Source organism: Marivivens aquimaris, from assembly GCF_015220045.1.
In the GTDB taxonomy this organism is placed as follows: domain Bacteria; phylum Pseudomonadota; class Alphaproteobacteria; order Rhodobacterales; family Rhodobacteraceae; genus Marivivens; species Marivivens aquimaris.
The window spans coordinates 1,230,796-1,245,563 of record NZ_JADBGB010000001.1; the positions used below are offsets into that span (position 1 = coordinate 1,230,796).

General features: G+C 61.1%; 12 protein-coding genes. 5 read left to right on the forward strand and 7 right to left on the reverse strand.

What is annotated here, in order from left to right; translation table 11 throughout:
• Positions 1 to 54: 54 nt before the first annotated feature.
• Genes IF204_RS06150 through IF204_RS06160 form a run of 3 tightly spaced genes read left to right on the forward strand, consistent with a single transcriptional unit; the run spans position 55 to position 2,377 of the window.
• Positions 55 to 351: a virulence factor gene (locus IF204_RS06150; protein ID WP_167638265.1), complete on the forward strand. Its 297-nt coding sequence runs from the start codon at positions 55 to 57 to the stop codon at positions 349 to 351.
• A gap of 31 nt (positions 352 to 382) precedes the next feature.
• Positions 383 to 1,318 carry a methylenetetrahydrofolate reductase gene (locus IF204_RS06155; protein ID WP_167638264.1) on the forward strand — a complete coding sequence of 312 codons (936 nt, stop codon included), beginning with the start codon at positions 383 to 385 and terminating at the stop codon, positions 1,316 to 1,318.
• A 9-nt stretch (positions 1,319 to 1,327) separates the two neighbouring features.
• The gene (locus tag IF204_RS06160) at positions 1,328 to 2,377 is read left to right on the forward strand and encodes a methyltetrahydrofolate cobalamin methyltransferase (RefSeq protein WP_194095477.1); all 1,050 of its coding nucleotides are present in this window, start codon (positions 1,328 to 1,330) and stop codon (positions 2,375 to 2,377) included.
• A 129-nt stretch (positions 2,378 to 2,506) separates the two neighbouring features.
• Here the strand turns inward: IF204_RS06160 and IF204_RS06165 are convergent, their stop codons facing one another.
• The 5 genes from IF204_RS06165 to IF204_RS06185 all read right to left on the reverse strand — a co-directional run bounded on the left by IF204_RS06165 (position 2,507) and on the right by IF204_RS06185 (position 9,268).
• Positions 2,507 to 3,595, reverse strand: a complete 1,089-nt coding sequence (locus IF204_RS06165; RefSeq protein WP_194095479.1) for an ABC transporter ATP-binding protein — start codon at positions 3,593 to 3,595, stop codon at positions 2,507 to 2,509.
• Positions 3,596 to 3,609: 14 nt separating this feature from the next.
• Positions 3,610 to 5,253: an alpha-glucosidase gene (locus IF204_RS06170; RefSeq protein ID WP_194095480.1), complete on the reverse strand. Its 1,644-nt coding sequence runs from the start codon at positions 5,251 to 5,253 to the stop codon at positions 3,610 to 3,612.
• Between the two features lie 12 nt (positions 5,254 to 5,265).
• A complete protein-coding gene (locus IF204_RS20075) occupies positions 5,266 to 6,591 on the reverse strand; it encodes a carbohydrate ABC transporter permease (RefSeq protein ID WP_228069087.1) in 1,326 nt (441 codons plus the stop codon).
• Entirely contained in the window at positions 6,591 to 7,832 is a 1,242-nt protein-coding gene (locus IF204_RS06180) for a carbohydrate ABC transporter permease (protein WP_194095481.1), read from the reverse strand. Before IF204_RS06180 ends, IF204_RS20075 begins: the two co-directional genes overlap by 1 nt.
• An 86-nt stretch (positions 7,833 to 7,918) precedes the next feature.
• A complete protein-coding gene (locus tag IF204_RS06185) occupies positions 7,919 to 9,268 on the reverse strand; it encodes an ABC transporter substrate-binding protein (protein WP_194095482.1) in 1,350 nt (449 codons plus the stop codon).
• Positions 9,269 to 9,506: 238 nt separating this feature from the next.
• On the opposite strand from IF204_RS06185, the gene IF204_RS06190 reads away from it, so the two are divergent.
• Positions 9,507 to 10,532 (forward strand): LacI family DNA-binding transcriptional regulator, encoded by a 1,026-nt coding sequence (locus IF204_RS06190; protein ID WP_194095483.1) that lies wholly within the window; start codon positions 9,507 to 9,509, stop codon positions 10,530 to 10,532.
• Between the two features lie 60 nt (positions 10,533 to 10,592).
• On the forward strand, positions 10,593 to 11,588 hold the full coding sequence (locus IF204_RS06195; protein WP_194095484.1) for a glucokinase: 996 nt from the start codon (positions 10,593 to 10,595) through the stop codon (positions 11,586 to 11,588).
• Here IF204_RS06195 and IF204_RS06200 read toward each other — a convergent pair.
• Both IF204_RS06200 and IF204_RS06205 read right to left on the reverse strand, forming a co-directional pair.
• Entirely contained in the window at positions 11,513 to 13,528 is a 2,016-nt protein-coding gene (locus tag IF204_RS06200; RefSeq protein ID WP_194095485.1) for an ATP-binding protein, read from the reverse strand. The genes IF204_RS06195 and IF204_RS06200 overlap by 76 nt on opposite strands.
• A gap of 87 nt (positions 13,529 to 13,615) precedes the next feature.
• Entirely contained in the window at positions 13,616 to 14,764 is a 1,149-nt protein-coding gene (locus IF204_RS06205; protein WP_194095486.1) for an RsmB/NOP family class I SAM-dependent RNA methyltransferase, read from the reverse strand.
• Between the last annotated feature and the right edge of the window lie 4 nt (positions 14,765 to 14,768).

Sequence of the window (14,768 nt, forward strand, 5' to 3'; positions counted from 1 at the left end):
ACGTGTCGGAATTTGGCTGACGTACAAGGGGCATAACTTGGAGTGAGGAATCAAATGCCCGACGTCACCATTGTTTACTGGCGTGATATTCCGGCGCAGGTCATCGTCGGCAAAGGCCGCCGCGGCCATAAGGTGCAGCTGCCCGAACGTTTCGAGCAGGGCATCGACCGCGCCGCGATGAAAGCCGATATGGCTGGCACCGACGAATACCTGTCGGAATGGCGCAAGGGCGAACCCTACTCTGTCGAGGGCGATGACGCCGAAGTTGCCGAGGCCGAAGCAAAGCGCCTCGATACCGAATACGACCAAGAGCGCCTCAAGGCGCTGATCGAAAACCTGGGCCGCGCGTAAACCGGCGCCCGCGATGATAAAGGACAAACTCATGGCCCTGCTTTCGTTCAAGAAAAAAGCCGCTCCGGCTGACAACATCAACAACGCCGCTCTCGAGGACTTCCTGAAGGGTTACTCGATCGAGGTCATGCCGCGCACCGCAGAGAAGGTTGAAAACTTCCGCGATCTGCTGCCCGCCGGCACCCGCGTTTACATCGCCCACATCGAAGGCACCCCGATCGAGGACATGGTGGCCACTGCTGCCCGTCTGCGCGACGAGGGCTTCGATCCGATGCCGCACTTCCCTGCCCGCATCATCAAGGACGCCAACACCCTCGAAGAGTGGGTCAACCGCTATGCTGGCGACGCTGGCGTTAATCAGGGCCTGATCCTTGCTGGCGGCGTCAGCCAACCGCACGGCGAATTCCATTCCTCGATGCAGCTTCTGGAAACCGGCATCTTCGACAAGGCAGGCTTCAAGCGCCTCCACGTCGCCGGTCACCCCGAAGGCAACAAGGACATCGACCCCGACGGTTCGGACAAGAACGTCTCGGACGCGCTGCGTTGGAAGCAGAAGTTCTCGGAAACCACCGACGCCGAAATGGCGCTGGCGACCCAGTTCTGTTTCGAGGCCGGTCCGGTCATCGAATGGGCCAATGCGCTCAAGGCAAACGGCGTCGACCTGCCGATCCACATCGGCGTTGCAGGTCCGGCCAAGCTCCAGACCCTGATCAAGTTCTCGATGGCCTGCGGCGTCGGCGCTTCGCTCAAGGTCCTGCAAAAGCGTGCCCTCGACGTCACCAAACTGTTGCTGCCCTATGAGCCGAACGAGTTCCTGAACGAACTGGCTGCCCACAAGGCCGCGAACCCCGACTTCAACATCACCCAGGTGCACTTCTTCCCGCTCGGCGGGATCAAGGCCAACGCCAACTGGGCCATCGAAAACGGCGGCGCTTCGACTGTTCCCGCTGCCACCGCCCAACTCTGAGGACTACCTATGACGCGCACTATCGTCGAATCCGCGACCAAAACTGCCATTCTCGGCTTTGACCAGCCGTTCTGCGTCATTGGCGAACGCATCAACCCGACCGGCCGCAAGAAGCTGGCTGCCGAGCTCGAAGCCGGTGACTTCTCCACCGTCGAAAGCGACGCGCTGGCTCAGGTCGCCGCCGGCGCCAACATCCTCGATATCAACGCGGGTGTTGTCTACAACTCGAACCCGAACCCGAACGAGACCGAGCCGCCGCTCATGGTCAAGATGATCGAACTGGTTCAGGGCCTCACCGATACCCCGATCTGCATCGACAGCTCGGTGCCTGCCGCTCTCGAAGCCGGACTTCAGGTCGCCAAGGGCCGCCCGCTGCTGAACTCGGTCACCGGTGAGGAAGAGCGCCTCGAATTCGTTCTGCCGCTGGTCAAGAAGTACAACGTTCCGGTCGTCGCGATCTCGAACGACGACACCGGCATCTCCGAAGATCCGGACGTCCGCTTCGCCGTCGCCAAGAAGATCGTGGAACGCGCTGCCGACTTCGGCATTCCGGCCCATGACATCGTCGTCGACCCGCTCGTCATGCCGATCGGCGCGATGGCGACGGCTGGCCAGCAGGTGTTCACCCTCGTCCGCCGCCTGCGCGAAGAGCTTGGCGTGAACACCACCTGCGGCGCCTCGAACGTCTCCTTCGGTCTTCCGAACCGCCACGGCATCAACAACGCCTTCCTCCCGATGGCGATGGGTGCGGGCATGACCTCCGCGATCATGAACCCCTGCGCCCTGCCCGTCAGCCTCAAGAAGATCGAGGAAAAGAAGGCCGAACTCGCCGCTGCCGGTATCATCGTTCCGGACGACATCGACCTCGAAACCTTCTGCAACATCACCGGCCTCGGCTCGACCAAATCGCGTCCGGGTAAAGAAATGGAAGCGATCCGCGCTGCCAACCTGCTGACCAACAACGACCCGCACGGTTCGGACTGGATCAACTTCAACAAGCCGCCGAGCGAGCAGACCGAAGGTGGCGCAGGCCGTCGCCGCGGTGGCCGTCGCCGCTGATACGAGACCACGCTCCCCCGCCTTTGTGCTGCAAATATCCCGGGGGAGCGGCAAAGCCGCGGGGGCAGCGCCCCCTAACAAAAACGGGCCCGTGAGGGCCCGTTTCTCTTTGTCCATCCCGTACCGAAATCAGCGGTAGTAGAGCGATTTGCCTTCGTGGAAAATCTGTACCTTCGCCGGATCGCAAGCCAGCGACACGGTCTTGCCGCGCATGTCGCGGTGGATACCAGGCAGCTTGGCGATAACCGGATCGACGCCCGCTTCCGCTTCGAAATACAGCAGCGTGACTTCGCCCAGTGCCTCGGTGATCGCGACCTTGCCATTGTAGCATGCGTTGGTCTCGGCCAGTACCATGTCCTCCGGACGCACGCCGATGTTCACATTCATGCCCATATCCGCATCCGTGGTCGGAACGGCGGACATCGCGGTTTCTCCGGTAGCCAGTCGCACGGTGGTCTGGGCTCCGGTGCCGACGATCTCGCCCGGCAGCAGGTTCATTGACGGAGAGCCGATGAACTGCGCGACGAACTCGTTTTCGGGACGCTCGTACAGTTCCAGCGGCGTGCCGACCTGCGCGATGCCCTTGTTCGCCAGAACGACGATACGGGACGCAAGGGTCATGGCTTCGACCTGATCGTGCGTGACGTAGATCATTGTCGATTCAGGCATCGCTTCCTTCAGCTGCGCGATCTCGATACGGGTCGCCACACGCAGCGCCGCGTCGAGGTTCGAGAGCGGTTCGTCGAACAGATAGACCTTCGGGTCGCGCACGATCGAACGACCAATCGCGACACGCTGGCGCTGACCACCCGAAAGCGCCTTGGGCAAACGGTCCAGATAAGGCTCCAGCTGGAGGATCTTCGCGGCCTTGTCGATGGCGGCGTCGATTTCCGACTGCGACTTCTTTGCGATCTTCAGCGCAAACGCCATGTTCTCGCGCACGGTCATGTGCGGATAAAGCGCGTAGGACTGGAACACCATCGCGATGCCGCGCTGCGCGGGCGGCACGTCATTCACGACTTCGCCGTCGATCTCCAGCGTGCCAGAGCTGATCTTTTCCAGACCGGCGATCATACGCAGCAGGGTCGACTTACCGCAGCCCGACGGACCCACAAAGACGATGAGTTCGCCCTGCTGGATATCCAGATCGATATTCTTCAGAACCTCGACGCTGCCGCCATATGTTTTGGCGACGTCCGTCAGTTTCAAATCGGCCATAACGCCCCTCCCCGTTAATCCCGTTTAATCGCAAAATAAGGCTGCCAAGGCCCGAGGTGCAGCTTGCCGTCCGCCGAGGCATGTGCCCCGCCCAGTTCCTGACCGACCAGCTCCCAGTCCCCTGCGGGCAGGTTCAGATCGGACGGCGTGTCACTCAGGTTGATCGCCACGAACATATGCTCGCCGTTCAGCGAACGCATGAAATGGATGACATCGCCGGCAGTGCCGAGCGACGAATGTGTGCCGCGCTTGAGCATCGGATGATCCTGACGGAAACGCAGCGCACGGCGGTAATGGTGCAGCAGCGCCGCCGGATCGGTCTCCTCGGCCTCGACGGCGAGGTGATAATGCTCTGACGGAACGGGCAGCCACGGTTTCGAATCCGAGAATGCGCCGTTCTGGTGGGTCGAGTCCCAGACCATCGGCGTGCGGCAACCGTCGCGGCCCTTGAACTCGGGCCAGAATTCGATGCCGTAAGGGTCTTGCAGGTCTTCGAACGCGATCTCCGCTTCGGGCAGGCCGAGTTCTTCACCCTGATAGATGCAGATCGAGCCGCGCAGGGTCGCCAGCAGCGTGGTGTAGGCGCGGATGCCCGAGGGCGACAGGTCCCAGCGGGTGATGTGGCGGACGACGTCGTGGTTCGAGAACGCCCAGCACGCCCAGCCTTCGGGGGCAGCGGCGTCGAGGTTGTTCAGCACTTCGACGATGCGGCCCGCGTGCGGGCGTTCCGGCGCCAGGAATTCGAACGCGTAGCACATCTGCATCCGGTTATCGCCGGAAGTGTACTCGCCGAGGATTTCCAGACCGCGCTGGCTGTCACCGACCTCGCCCACAGCGGCAGCGCCGAAGGGCTCCATCACCGCGCGGAGGCGTTCGAGGAACTTGACGTTGTCGGGGTGGTTCTTGTCGTAGATGTGGCGCTGGTGGTTGTACGGGTTGACCGCAGGCGCGGTATCCGCGTTGCGCTCTTCCTTCGGCAGCGGCGGGTTATCGCGAAGCTGTTCGTCGTGCATGTAGAAGTTGATGGTATCGAGGCGGAAGCCATCGACCCCGCGGTTCAGCCAGAACTTTGCCACGTCCAGCAGCGCATTCTGAACGTCCGGATTGTGGAAGTTCAGGTCGGGCTGCGAGGTGAGGAAGTTGTGCATGAAATACTGCTCGCGGCGCGCATCCCACTGCCAGCCCGAACCGCCGAAGATCGACAGCCAGTTGTTCGGCGGGGTGCCGTCCGGCGCGGGCTCCGACCAGACGTACCAGTCGGATTTGTCGTTATCGCGGCTCGAACGGCTTTCCTTGAACCACGGATGCTGGTCCGAGGTGTGCGACAGCACAAGGTCGATCATCACGCGGATGCCGTGGCTGTGCGCGGTTTCGACCACAGCGTCGAAATCGGCCAGCGAGCCGAACATCGGATCGACGTCACAGTAGTCCGAGACGTCGTAACCGAAGTCCTTCATCGGCGAGGTAAAGAACGGGCTGATCCAAATCGCGTCGACACCCATCGACGCGATATGGGGCATACGCTCGACGATACCGCAAAGGTCGCCGACGCCATCGCCGTTACTATCCTGATAGCTGCGCGGGTAGATCTGATAGATCACGGCACCGCGCCACCAGTCCTTGTCTTCTACGTTTGACAGGATCGGAGCTTCGCTCATCTGGAGGTTTCCTTATTTCACAGACCCGGCGAGTAGGCCCCGCACGAGATATTTTTGCATAGAGAAGAAGACGACGAGCGGTACGGCAATCGACACGAAGGCCGCCGTCGCAAGAATTTCCCACTGACCGCCGCGCGAGCCCATGAGCTGAACGATCTGGTCGGTCATCACCGTGGTGCCCTGCGTCGGGTCGATCAGGAACACTTTGGCCACAAGAAGGTCGTTCCACGTCCACAGGAACTGGAAGATCGCGAACGAAGCCAGCGCGGGGAACGACAGCGGCAGGATGATCTTGGTGAAGATCTGGAAGTCCGTCGCGCCGTCGACCTTTGCGTTTTCGATGATGTCACGCGGCAGGCCGGCCATGTAGTTGCGCAGCAGATAGATCGCCAGCGGCATACCAAAGCCCGTGTGTGCGAGCCAGACGCCGAGGTAGCCTTTGCCGATACCGACATTCAGGTGGAAACGCAGCAGCGGAATGAGCGCGAGTTGTAGCGGCACGACCAAGAGGCCGACGATGGCCGCGATCAACAGCGCACGGCCAGGGAAGTCCATCCACGCCAGCGCATAAGCCGCGAAGGCCGCCACGACGATCGGGATGATGGTCGCGGGAACGGTGACGGTGAGCGTGGCAAAGAACGCCTTGCCCATGTCATCGCTGCCCGATCCGGTGCGGATGCCCGTACCGATGCCGTAAATCCACGTCAGCAGCGCGAAGGCGATGATGCCGACGATGAAGCCGACGCCTTTGGGACCGGCAAAACCGATCTGGCGCGCGATCCAGAACGCTGCGAAGCCAACGACAATGGAACCGGCGGCGAAGGTAATCAGTGATTGCAGAACGCCCTGCCCCAGAACGGTGTCGTAGTTGGCGAGCGTGAATTCGGGCGGGATTTCGGCGGTGACGAACACACGCTGACCACGGCCCGACATTTCCTCGGTCGAGGTCCAGCGGTAGTCGCCGTTCGGCTGAACGGTCATGGTCTCACCGTCGCCCATGTCAAAGGTCTGACCGGGTTCGGCAGCTTCGGGGTCACGCGAGGAGGTGCCGAAAGCACCGATGTCGAGCGGCTCTTGCTCGGTGAACAGGTTGCCTTCGACGACATAGACGCCATCGACCTGCTGCATCGCCTCATCAGGGCTTGCGGTACGCAGCGTGATGACCTGCTCGCTCGGCAGCATGGCTTTCCACCAGCCTGAGGTCGCGATCTGGTCGCCCGTGCGGAACGAGGACACAAACAGACCCACGGTCGGGAACACCCAGAGGATTACCAGCAGAAGGGTCGAGATATGGACTGCCCACGTCAGCGAGGACTTGGAACCGGCGATGTTATCCATCAGCGCATCTCCTTACGGGCGTTGTAGACGTTCCAGACGAGGATCGGGGTCACGAGCAGCATGATGACCATCGCCGCTGCGGAACCGACGCCCCAGTCGAAGGCACGGAACAGTTTGTCGTACATGTAGTTAGCAAGAACCTGCGTTTCCCACTGACCGTTGGTCATGGCGAACACGATGTCGAAGACCTTGAGCACGGTGATCGTGATGGTCGTCCAGACCACGACGATGGTGCCCATGATCTGAGGAACCTTGATCTTGAAGAAGATCTGGAACGGACCCGCGCCATCGACGATGGCCGCCTCGACGGTTTCCTCGGGGATACCGCGTAGCGCTGCCGAGAGGATCACCATCGCGAAACCGGTCTGGATCCAGATCAGCACGACCATCAGGAAGAAGTTGTTGTAGAACGGAACCGTGAGCCACGTCTGCGGCTGACCGTAGGCCATCGTTGCCGACAGCAGGCTGATCAGGCCGGTGACTGACGAGACCGCCAGCAGCAGCGCCAGCACGGCGAGGATCACGCGGACGACCTTGATGAACGGACCTTCGGGGCGGCTGCCCTTCTGGATCATCGGACGCACCAGCAGCCACGCGATCCACACGCAGACGATGCCGAAGGCGACGATGATGATCGCGGGCACGACCTTGAGCGTGATGGTCGACCAGATGCCGCCGTCAAACTGGAGCCAGATGGCGTTGAGGATGCCGATCTGCTCGAGCCCCGAAGGACGGGTGTCGTAGATCAGTTTGAAGATCACCGACGCACCAACGAACGAGATCGCCATCGGCATGAAGATCAGCGACTTGGCCGCCGAGCCCCACGAAATGCGGTCGGTCAGCTGCGCGACAAGAAGGCCGATTGCGGTCGATGCGGCAGGCACAACGGCGAGCCACAGGAAGTTGTTGCGCAGCGCTTCCCAGAATTTGCTTTCGTTCAGAAGCTGGCGGTAGTTGTCCAGCCCGACGAATTCGTAGCCACCACCCGGCAGGCGCGCACTGAGCGACAGGCGCAGCGTCTCGAACACCGGATAGGCCAGATAAAGTCCCAGCACGAGCAGCGCCGGAAACAGGAACAGCCACGGACGAACCATATTGGCGCGGTTGATATTGCGCCCTGCGTTCTTTCCCTTGGCCGGAAAAATGAATGTATCAAGAACAACGTTCGACAGGAAAAAGTAGGCCAGACACCCACCTACACCGAACACGATGGTCATCAGACCCTGAATGGCGGGATTCATCGCCTCTCCCCTTCGACAATACCCCTTAAGGCGACAATCCGGACCAAAGGGCCCGGATTGCCAAGTCTCTCAATCGACAGCGACGATTAGTTTGCAGGCCAGGACGAGTCGATCTCGGCTGCGACTTCTTCAGCCGACTTGCCGCCGGTGTAGTCGACCATGCCGGTCCAGAACGAACCTGCACCAACTGCGCCCGGCATCAGGTCCGAACCGTCGAAACGGAAGGTCGATGCGTCGAGCAGGATGTCGTTCATCTTGCCGAGGGTCGGGTCCGAGAACAGGTCGGTGTTCACGCCGTTATGCGGGGTGAGGAAGCCCTTCTGAGCCATCCACAGTTCGTGAGCGATCGGCTGTTCCAGCCACTCGATGAAGGCAGTCGCTGCGTCGCTTTCCTTGGTGATGAACGCAAGGGTACCAGCGCCGAGAACCGGAGTGCCGAGGTCTTTGCCTTCGTAAGCCGGGAAGTAGAAGAAGTCTGCGTCTTCACCTACGACGGTACCTTCCGGGAAAAAGGCCGGGATGAACGAAGCCTGACGGTGCATGTAGCACTGCGGCGGGCTCGAGAAGAGGCCCTTCGGCGAGTCGCGGAAGTCGGTGGTGGCTACAGCGCCAGCGCCGCCAGCAACGTAAGCGTCGTTGCGTGCGAACCAGCCGAATTCTTCGATGGCGGCAACAACGGCCGGATCGTCAAAGCCGATCTCGTGGTTGACCCACTGGTCGTACTGCTCCGGAGTTGCAGTGCGCAGCATCATGTCTTCAACCCAGTCGGTTGCCGGCCAGCCGGTCGCACCGCCCGAACCCAGACCGATACACCACGGGGTTTCGCCGTTGGCTGCGATTTCTTCGGTCAGCGCCTTCAGTTCTTCCATGGTTTCCGGAACTTCGTAACCTGCGTCTTCGAAGTTCTCCGGCGAGTACCAGACGAGCGACTTTACGTCGGCTTTGTACGGGAATGCGTAGAAGCCTTCTTCACCGTCCGGACCAGCATAGGAGCCGAGGCTCACCCAGCTGTCGCCAGCGGCGTAGTTTTCGCTCATCCACTCTGCGGTGCCTTCCGGCAGCGGCGAGACGAAGCCTTGCGACACGAGGTTCGCGATCAGGCCCGGCTGCGGCAGGATGGAGATGTTGGCGGGGCTGCCGCCTTCGAGGTCGATGACGATCTGCTGCTCATAGCTTTCCGAGGAGCTGTACACGACATCGACGCCGGTCGCTTCTTCGAAGTAGGCGAGCATGTTCTCGACCTGGGTCTGGTCCTCACCGCGCCACGGACCAAAGATAGTCAGCGTTTCGCCCGACAGATCGTGCGATTCAGCGAACGCGTTGTAGCTGTCCCAGTGGAAGTCGCCTTCGCCCATCGGGAATGCCAGGTCCTGCGCCTGAGCCATACCGGTGGTCAGAGCGAGCAGACCTACGCCAGCGTAGAAATGTTTTTTCATGGTTTCCCTCCCATACGCGCCAAGAGGCGCACTCTTGAACGAAGCGCCTCGGAATCATTTCCAAAGCGCTTTGATGTTCCGCACTTTGATTTGAAACACTGGGGGCTGTCAATCACAGAAATTTGGGCCCACGACCTATGCGGATGCAGCATTTATTGATGCTTTACATATGTTTGACGGCACCCAGCCGCAGAGCTATGTTCCAAAGCGGCGCTAAAAGCGCTTTGGAGGAGACCCTATGAACCTCAAGGAGTTGGCAGGCATTCTGGGCCTGAGCCAGACCACTGTGAGTCGGGCGCTAAACGGCTATCCGGAGGTCTCCGAGGAAACCCGCGAGCGCGTGCGGCTCGCTGCAGAGCGGCATAACTACCGGCCCAATCACCGCGCCAAGAGCCTTGCGACCGGCCGCGCGATGGCCATCGGACACGTCATTCCGATCTCCACCAAACACGAGATGGTCAACCCGATCTTCGGTGACTTCATAGCTGGTGCAGGAGAGACCTACGTCAAGCAGGGCTACGAAATGGTCCTGACCGTGGTTGAAGATAACAAAGAGGACGAGGCCTACCGCCAGATCAAATCACGCGGCAACGTCGACGGCGTTGTGGTCCACGGCCCTACCCTCAATGATCCCCGTATCGCGCTGCTGAACGAAATCGGCCTGCCGTTCGTGGTCCACGGGCGGTCCTCGGGATCGAACCAGCGCTATTCTTGGGTCGACGTGAACAACAAGCGCGCCTTTGAGCGGGCGACGGACTTCCTGCTCGACCTTGGCCACACAAGGATCGCACTTATCAACGGTCTGGAGAATATGGACTTCGCGAGCCGCCGCCGCACAGGCTACGAGACCGCGATGACCAAGCGCGGGATGAAGATAGACACCTCCATCATGCGCTCCGCCGAGATGACCGAAAACTACGGCTACCGCGCCGCCCGCGAGATCCTCGCCGCGGAAAATGCACCCACCGCGTTCATCGTGTCTTCGATGATTTGTGCCATCGGTGTGCGCCGCGCTCTGGGCGATCTTGGCCTGCAAATGGGCAAGGACGTGTCGATCGTCACCCACGACGACATGCTGTCATACCTGCCCAACGGCGACGACGTCCCGATTTTCACCGCCACCCGCTCTTCGGTGCGCGAGGCAGGAAAACGGGTGTCCGATATGCTGATCCGCTGTATTAACGGCGAAATCGAATCCAGTCCCACGTTGCTGCTGGAGGCGGAGTTGATGGTGGGCCAATCCACCGGCCCTGCCCCTCGCTAAAGCTTGCATCACACGATCTAAAACGTTTTAACTACGCCAAACGGTATTGTCGGAGCCATTATGAAATATCCTGCCAACACTTTGTCGCTCGTGGCCGATATCGGCGGAACCAATACCCGCGTGGCCCTCGCCGACGGTCGGACGATCCTGCAGGACTCGATCAAGCGCTACAGCAATGCCGACCATCCCGGTCTTGAGACCATCCTGCGCAAGTACATCGACGAAGAATGCGGCGTTGATCCTGCCGCGACCTGTGTTGCCGTCGCCGGCCCCGTACGTGATGGCCGCGCAACGATGACGAACCTCGACTGGACTATCGACAAGAACACCCTGACCCGTTCGACCAACGCCGAGCGCGTTGCGATCCTGAACGACCTTCAGGCGCAGGGTCACGCGATCGGTCATATCGCCTCCGAAAACCTGCGCGAAGTTCTGGACGGCCCCGAGGCCCACGATCATGCCGCCAAGATGGTGATCGGCGTAGGCACCGGCTTTAACTGCGCGCCTGTGTTCGAAACCGAGGTCGGCCGTCTGGTCCCGCCGTCGGAGTCGGGCCACGGCAACCTGCCAATCCGCACCGAAAAAGAACTCCGCCTTTGCGAGTACGTGTCGACCGCGCACGGCTTCCCGTCGGTCGAAGACGTACTCTCGGGCCGCGGCCTGACCCACGTTTACGCCTTCCTCGGCGAAGAAGAAAACGATCCCCGCCAGAAGAGCGCAGCCGATATCATGGCCGCGGTCGCTGACGGCTCCGACGAGCGCGCGGTCGAGGCCGTAAAGGTCTTCGTCCGTATGCTCGGCACCGTTGCGGGCAACCTGTCGCTGATCCAGCTACCGTTCGGCGGCGTCTACCTTGTCGGCGGCGTGGCCCGCGCGATGGCGCCCTACCTCAATGAATACGGCTTCGGCGACGCGTTCCGCGACAAGGGCCGCTTTGCAGGCTTCATGAAGAACTTCTCGGTTACAGTGGTCGAGGACGACTACGCCGCATTGACCGGTTGCGCCGCGCACCTTTGCGCCTCTGCCACGCAGCCCATCACCGACAAGGCCGACTGAACCGCCTCCGTCAGCTCCGCCAGCGAGAACGGTTTGGGCAGAAACGCCGTGTTGTCGAGCTCCGCACGGTGCTCGGCAAAGGTTTCCTCCGCATAGCCCGACATGAAAATCACGCGCATCGCGGGGTGTGTTTTGCGCGCCTCTCGCACCCATGTTGGACCATCGAGGCCAGGCATCATGACGTCCGTCACGATCAGCTCAATGTCGTTGTGTTGTTGCAGTTGTTCGAGAGCCGCGGCGCCGCTGTCCGCCTCGACTACCTCATAGCCCTTTAGGCTCAGCGCCCGCGTCGCGAACGCCCGCACCGGCGCCTCATCCTCCACCAGTAGCACCTTGGCGGCGCTGGCAATTTGCGGAGCCGCCTGCTCGGCCACGACCTGTGGGGTGCCGTCATCATAGCGCGGGAAATAGAGCGAGAACGTTGTGCCTCGCCCCAGTTCGCTATCCACAAATATAAACCCGCCGGATTGTTTCACGATGCCATAAGCGGTCGAAAGGCCGAGGCCGGTGCCCTCTCCAACTTTCTTCGTCGTGTAAAACGGTTCGAAAATTTTACGCAGTTTTTCGGGCGAAATACCAGTGCCTTGGTCGGACACTTTGATTTGGAGGTAGTCACCAGCCTGCAAAGTCGCACGATCCCTGACCTGCGTCCGGTTCAGGGTGACGTTCGTGGTTTCGATCGCGATCCGCCCGCCATCGGGCATCGCGTCGCGGGCGTTTACGACGAGGTTCACAATGACCTGCTCGAGCTGCCGTTTGTCCGCACGGAACGCAAACGGCGCCTCGACCGAGCGGCAATGGACCTGCACCTTTTCACCCACGAGACGGTCGAGCAATTGCGTCAGATCAGCCATCGCGGCATTTGCGTCGATCACCTCAAGTTCGAGGTTCTGCTTGCGAGAGAACGCCAACAGCTGCCGGACCAAGGCGGCGGCGCGGTCCACGTTTTGCTCGATCTGCGAAAGGTCCTCCTGACCATCAATATGTTCAGCCAGCCGCAGCAATTCGCAATGTCCTTTAATAGCGGTCAGCAAGTTATTGAAATCATGCGCCACGCCGCCAGCCAACTGACCGATAGCTTGCATCTTCTGGCTCTGCACGAACTGCGCTTCGAGGGCTTTGAATTCGGTCATATCGTGCAGAACTGCGACGAGGTGCGTCTCAGCGCCGGTGCCCATGCGGTGCAATGCGACCTGCACGAAAAAGTCCTGACGGTCGCCGGTGCCGCGTAGGAATTCACGGCTGCTCCCACTCCGCCCGGAGGCGATGTCTTCGATCCAATCGGTCACAGGGCGGCCAAGTCCCTCAAGCAGATCCGACAGTTTCACCGGATTCGCAAATGTCTGGCCGAGAAGTTGCCGCGCCTCGCGGTTGCCGTTGGTTACATGACCCGATTTGGCGATGCGCAGCAGCGGGACGGGCAGATCCTCTATGGAGCTCCATTTCGATTCCGGCTCGGCGACGGGCTCCAACGGCGTGGATTTGGGCGCAAGTTCGGATACTTGCCAAATGAAAAGGTCGAAACCGGCTGGGTTGACGTCGAACCGGAGACGCTCGGTTTCATGGGTCATGCCGTTCGCATTAAGCTGACTTTGCAGACGGCGGACAAAATTGGCGGGATCTGCGAAAGTGGCATCGAGAACACCCTGTAACCCGTTGTCTGCGCTGATAATTCGCCCGTTGCTGTCGAGCAATGAGTGCGTCCCGCTTGCCTCGACAAATGTCCGCAGCCCGTCGATTTTCCAGCGCCGTCGCTGCCGCTGCGCCAGCAGAACCAGCGCGTAGAACGAACCAGAAAGGCTCATGATGCACGCGACGAGCGCGCTGCCGACGCGGTAATCGAGCGACGGCGACAGGAGGAACACGGTCAGTCCGGCAGCGGCAAAGATTAGGATACCGATCAGCGTCAGTAAATCCGCGCGCGTGTTCTGCTGCTCCATCTCGGGCTCCGTCGTTTTCTCCCCTTAAACCGCGCAATCGTTAACGACGGGTTAAGAGTGGCGGGAGAAAACGGCCAAAGCAACTACTTAGGGTAGTTTACGTAGCACCGAGAGGTAGAAACCGTCCCAGTCGGCGGAGGGGACCAGCGACATTTCGTCGGTCATTTCCCAGCCTTCGGCCTCGCAGAAAGCGTCCACAACGGCGCGGTTTTCGCAGGTCAGGACGGAGCACGTCGCGTAGGCCAGCGTGCCGCCCGCTTTGACGAACGGCGCGGCTTTGCGCAGGACGGACGCTTGAATGCGGGTCAGATCGGCGAGCCGTTCGTCAGTCAAACGCCATTTGGCATCCGGCGTGCGTCGCCACGTGCCACTGCCCGAGCATGGGGCGTCGCAGAACACCAGATCGAAGGTCTGATTGCCGAGCATCGGCGCAACGTCGATCTTCACGCCCGCGCGGTCGGCCCGCACTGGAATGTCCTTCATGCGGCGTTCGTCGATGTCGTGGGCGGTGACTTTCGCACCGCGCGCGGCGAGCGCGAGGGACTTGCCGCCGCCTCCAGCGCAATAGTCCAGAACGGTGTCGCCTGCGTTGATCGGAAGCTGCAGAACAGCGGCCTGAGAGGCCGCGTCTTGCGGTTCGAACAGACCGTCAGCGAAGGCTTCGGAATTGTTCAGTTTACGCGGGTTTTCAGTAACTTCCAGCGTGGTGCTAACGGAGGAATGCAGCTCTGCGCCGATGCCTTGGCTCGCCAAGATGTTCTTCAGCGCCTGAGGGGTCACCATGTCGGTGTTGGTGCGGATAAACACAGGTGCGCGGTCACGCTGAACGCCCGCCACCTCGGTAGCCTTATCGCCCCAATCGTCCTCCAGCATGGGCCAGAGCCATGCGGGCCAGTCGACGGCATCAGGACCATCAGCAACTCCAGCCGTCTGCTCGCTTTCGGCCAGCGGAACAGGGGCGTGGCCGATGCCGGTGAACACCTCGTTCGGGTCCGCTCCGTCCTGACGCAGCAGGCCCAGGACGATGCCGCGACCGGACAGCGAGCCACCAACCGCAGCGGCGCTCATCTTGCGGCGCAGGCCGTCGAAGACGATGTCGCGCACGGCGGCGCGGTCCTTCGATCCGGCAAAGCGCGAATTGCGCGACCAGCGCAGCAGCGCGGGCTCGGCAGCGTCGCCGCCAAGGATTTCGTCGAGGATCGTGATGGCGGCGGCGTAACGAGCGGCTGGTGTCATATCA

Coding starts and splice junctions, on each gene's coding strand:
- IF204_RS06150 (WP_167638265.1), top strand. CDS start 55: ATGCCCGACGTCACCATTGTTTACTGGCGTGATATTCCGGCGCAGGTC.
- IF204_RS06155 (WP_167638264.1), top strand. CDS start 383: ATGGCCCTGCTTTCGTTCAAGAAAAAAGCCGCTCCGGCTGACAACATC.
- IF204_RS06160 (WP_194095477.1), top strand. CDS start 1,328: ATGACGCGCACTATCGTCGAATCCGCGACCAAAACTGCCATTCTCGGC.
- IF204_RS06165 (WP_194095479.1), bottom strand. CDS start 3,595: ATGGCCGATTTGAAACTGACGGACGTCGCCAAAACATATGGCGGCAGC.
- IF204_RS06170 (WP_194095480.1), bottom strand. CDS start 5,253: ATGAGCGAAGCTCCGATCCTGTCAAACGTAGAAGACAAGGACTGGTGG.
- IF204_RS20075 (WP_228069087.1), bottom strand. CDS start 6,591: ATGGATAACATCGCCGGTTCCAAGTCCTCGCTGACGTGGGCAGTCCAT.
- IF204_RS06180 (WP_194095481.1), bottom strand. CDS start 7,832: ATGAATCCCGCCATTCAGGGTCTGATGACCATCGTGTTCGGTGTAGGT.
- IF204_RS06185 (WP_194095482.1), bottom strand. CDS start 9,268: ATGAAAAAACATTTCTACGCTGGCGTAGGTCTGCTCGCTCTGACCACC.
- IF204_RS06190 (WP_194095483.1), top strand. CDS start 9,507: ATGAACCTCAAGGAGTTGGCAGGCATTCTGGGCCTGAGCCAGACCACT.
- IF204_RS06195 (WP_194095484.1), top strand. CDS start 10,593: ATGAAATATCCTGCCAACACTTTGTCGCTCGTGGCCGATATCGGCGGA.
- IF204_RS06200 (WP_194095485.1), bottom strand. CDS start 13,528: ATGGAGCAGCAGAACACGCGCGCGGATTTACTGACGCTGATCGGTATC.
- IF204_RS06205 (WP_194095486.1), bottom strand. CDS start 14,764: ATGACACCAGCCGCTCGTTACGCCGCCGCCATCACGATCCTCGACGAA.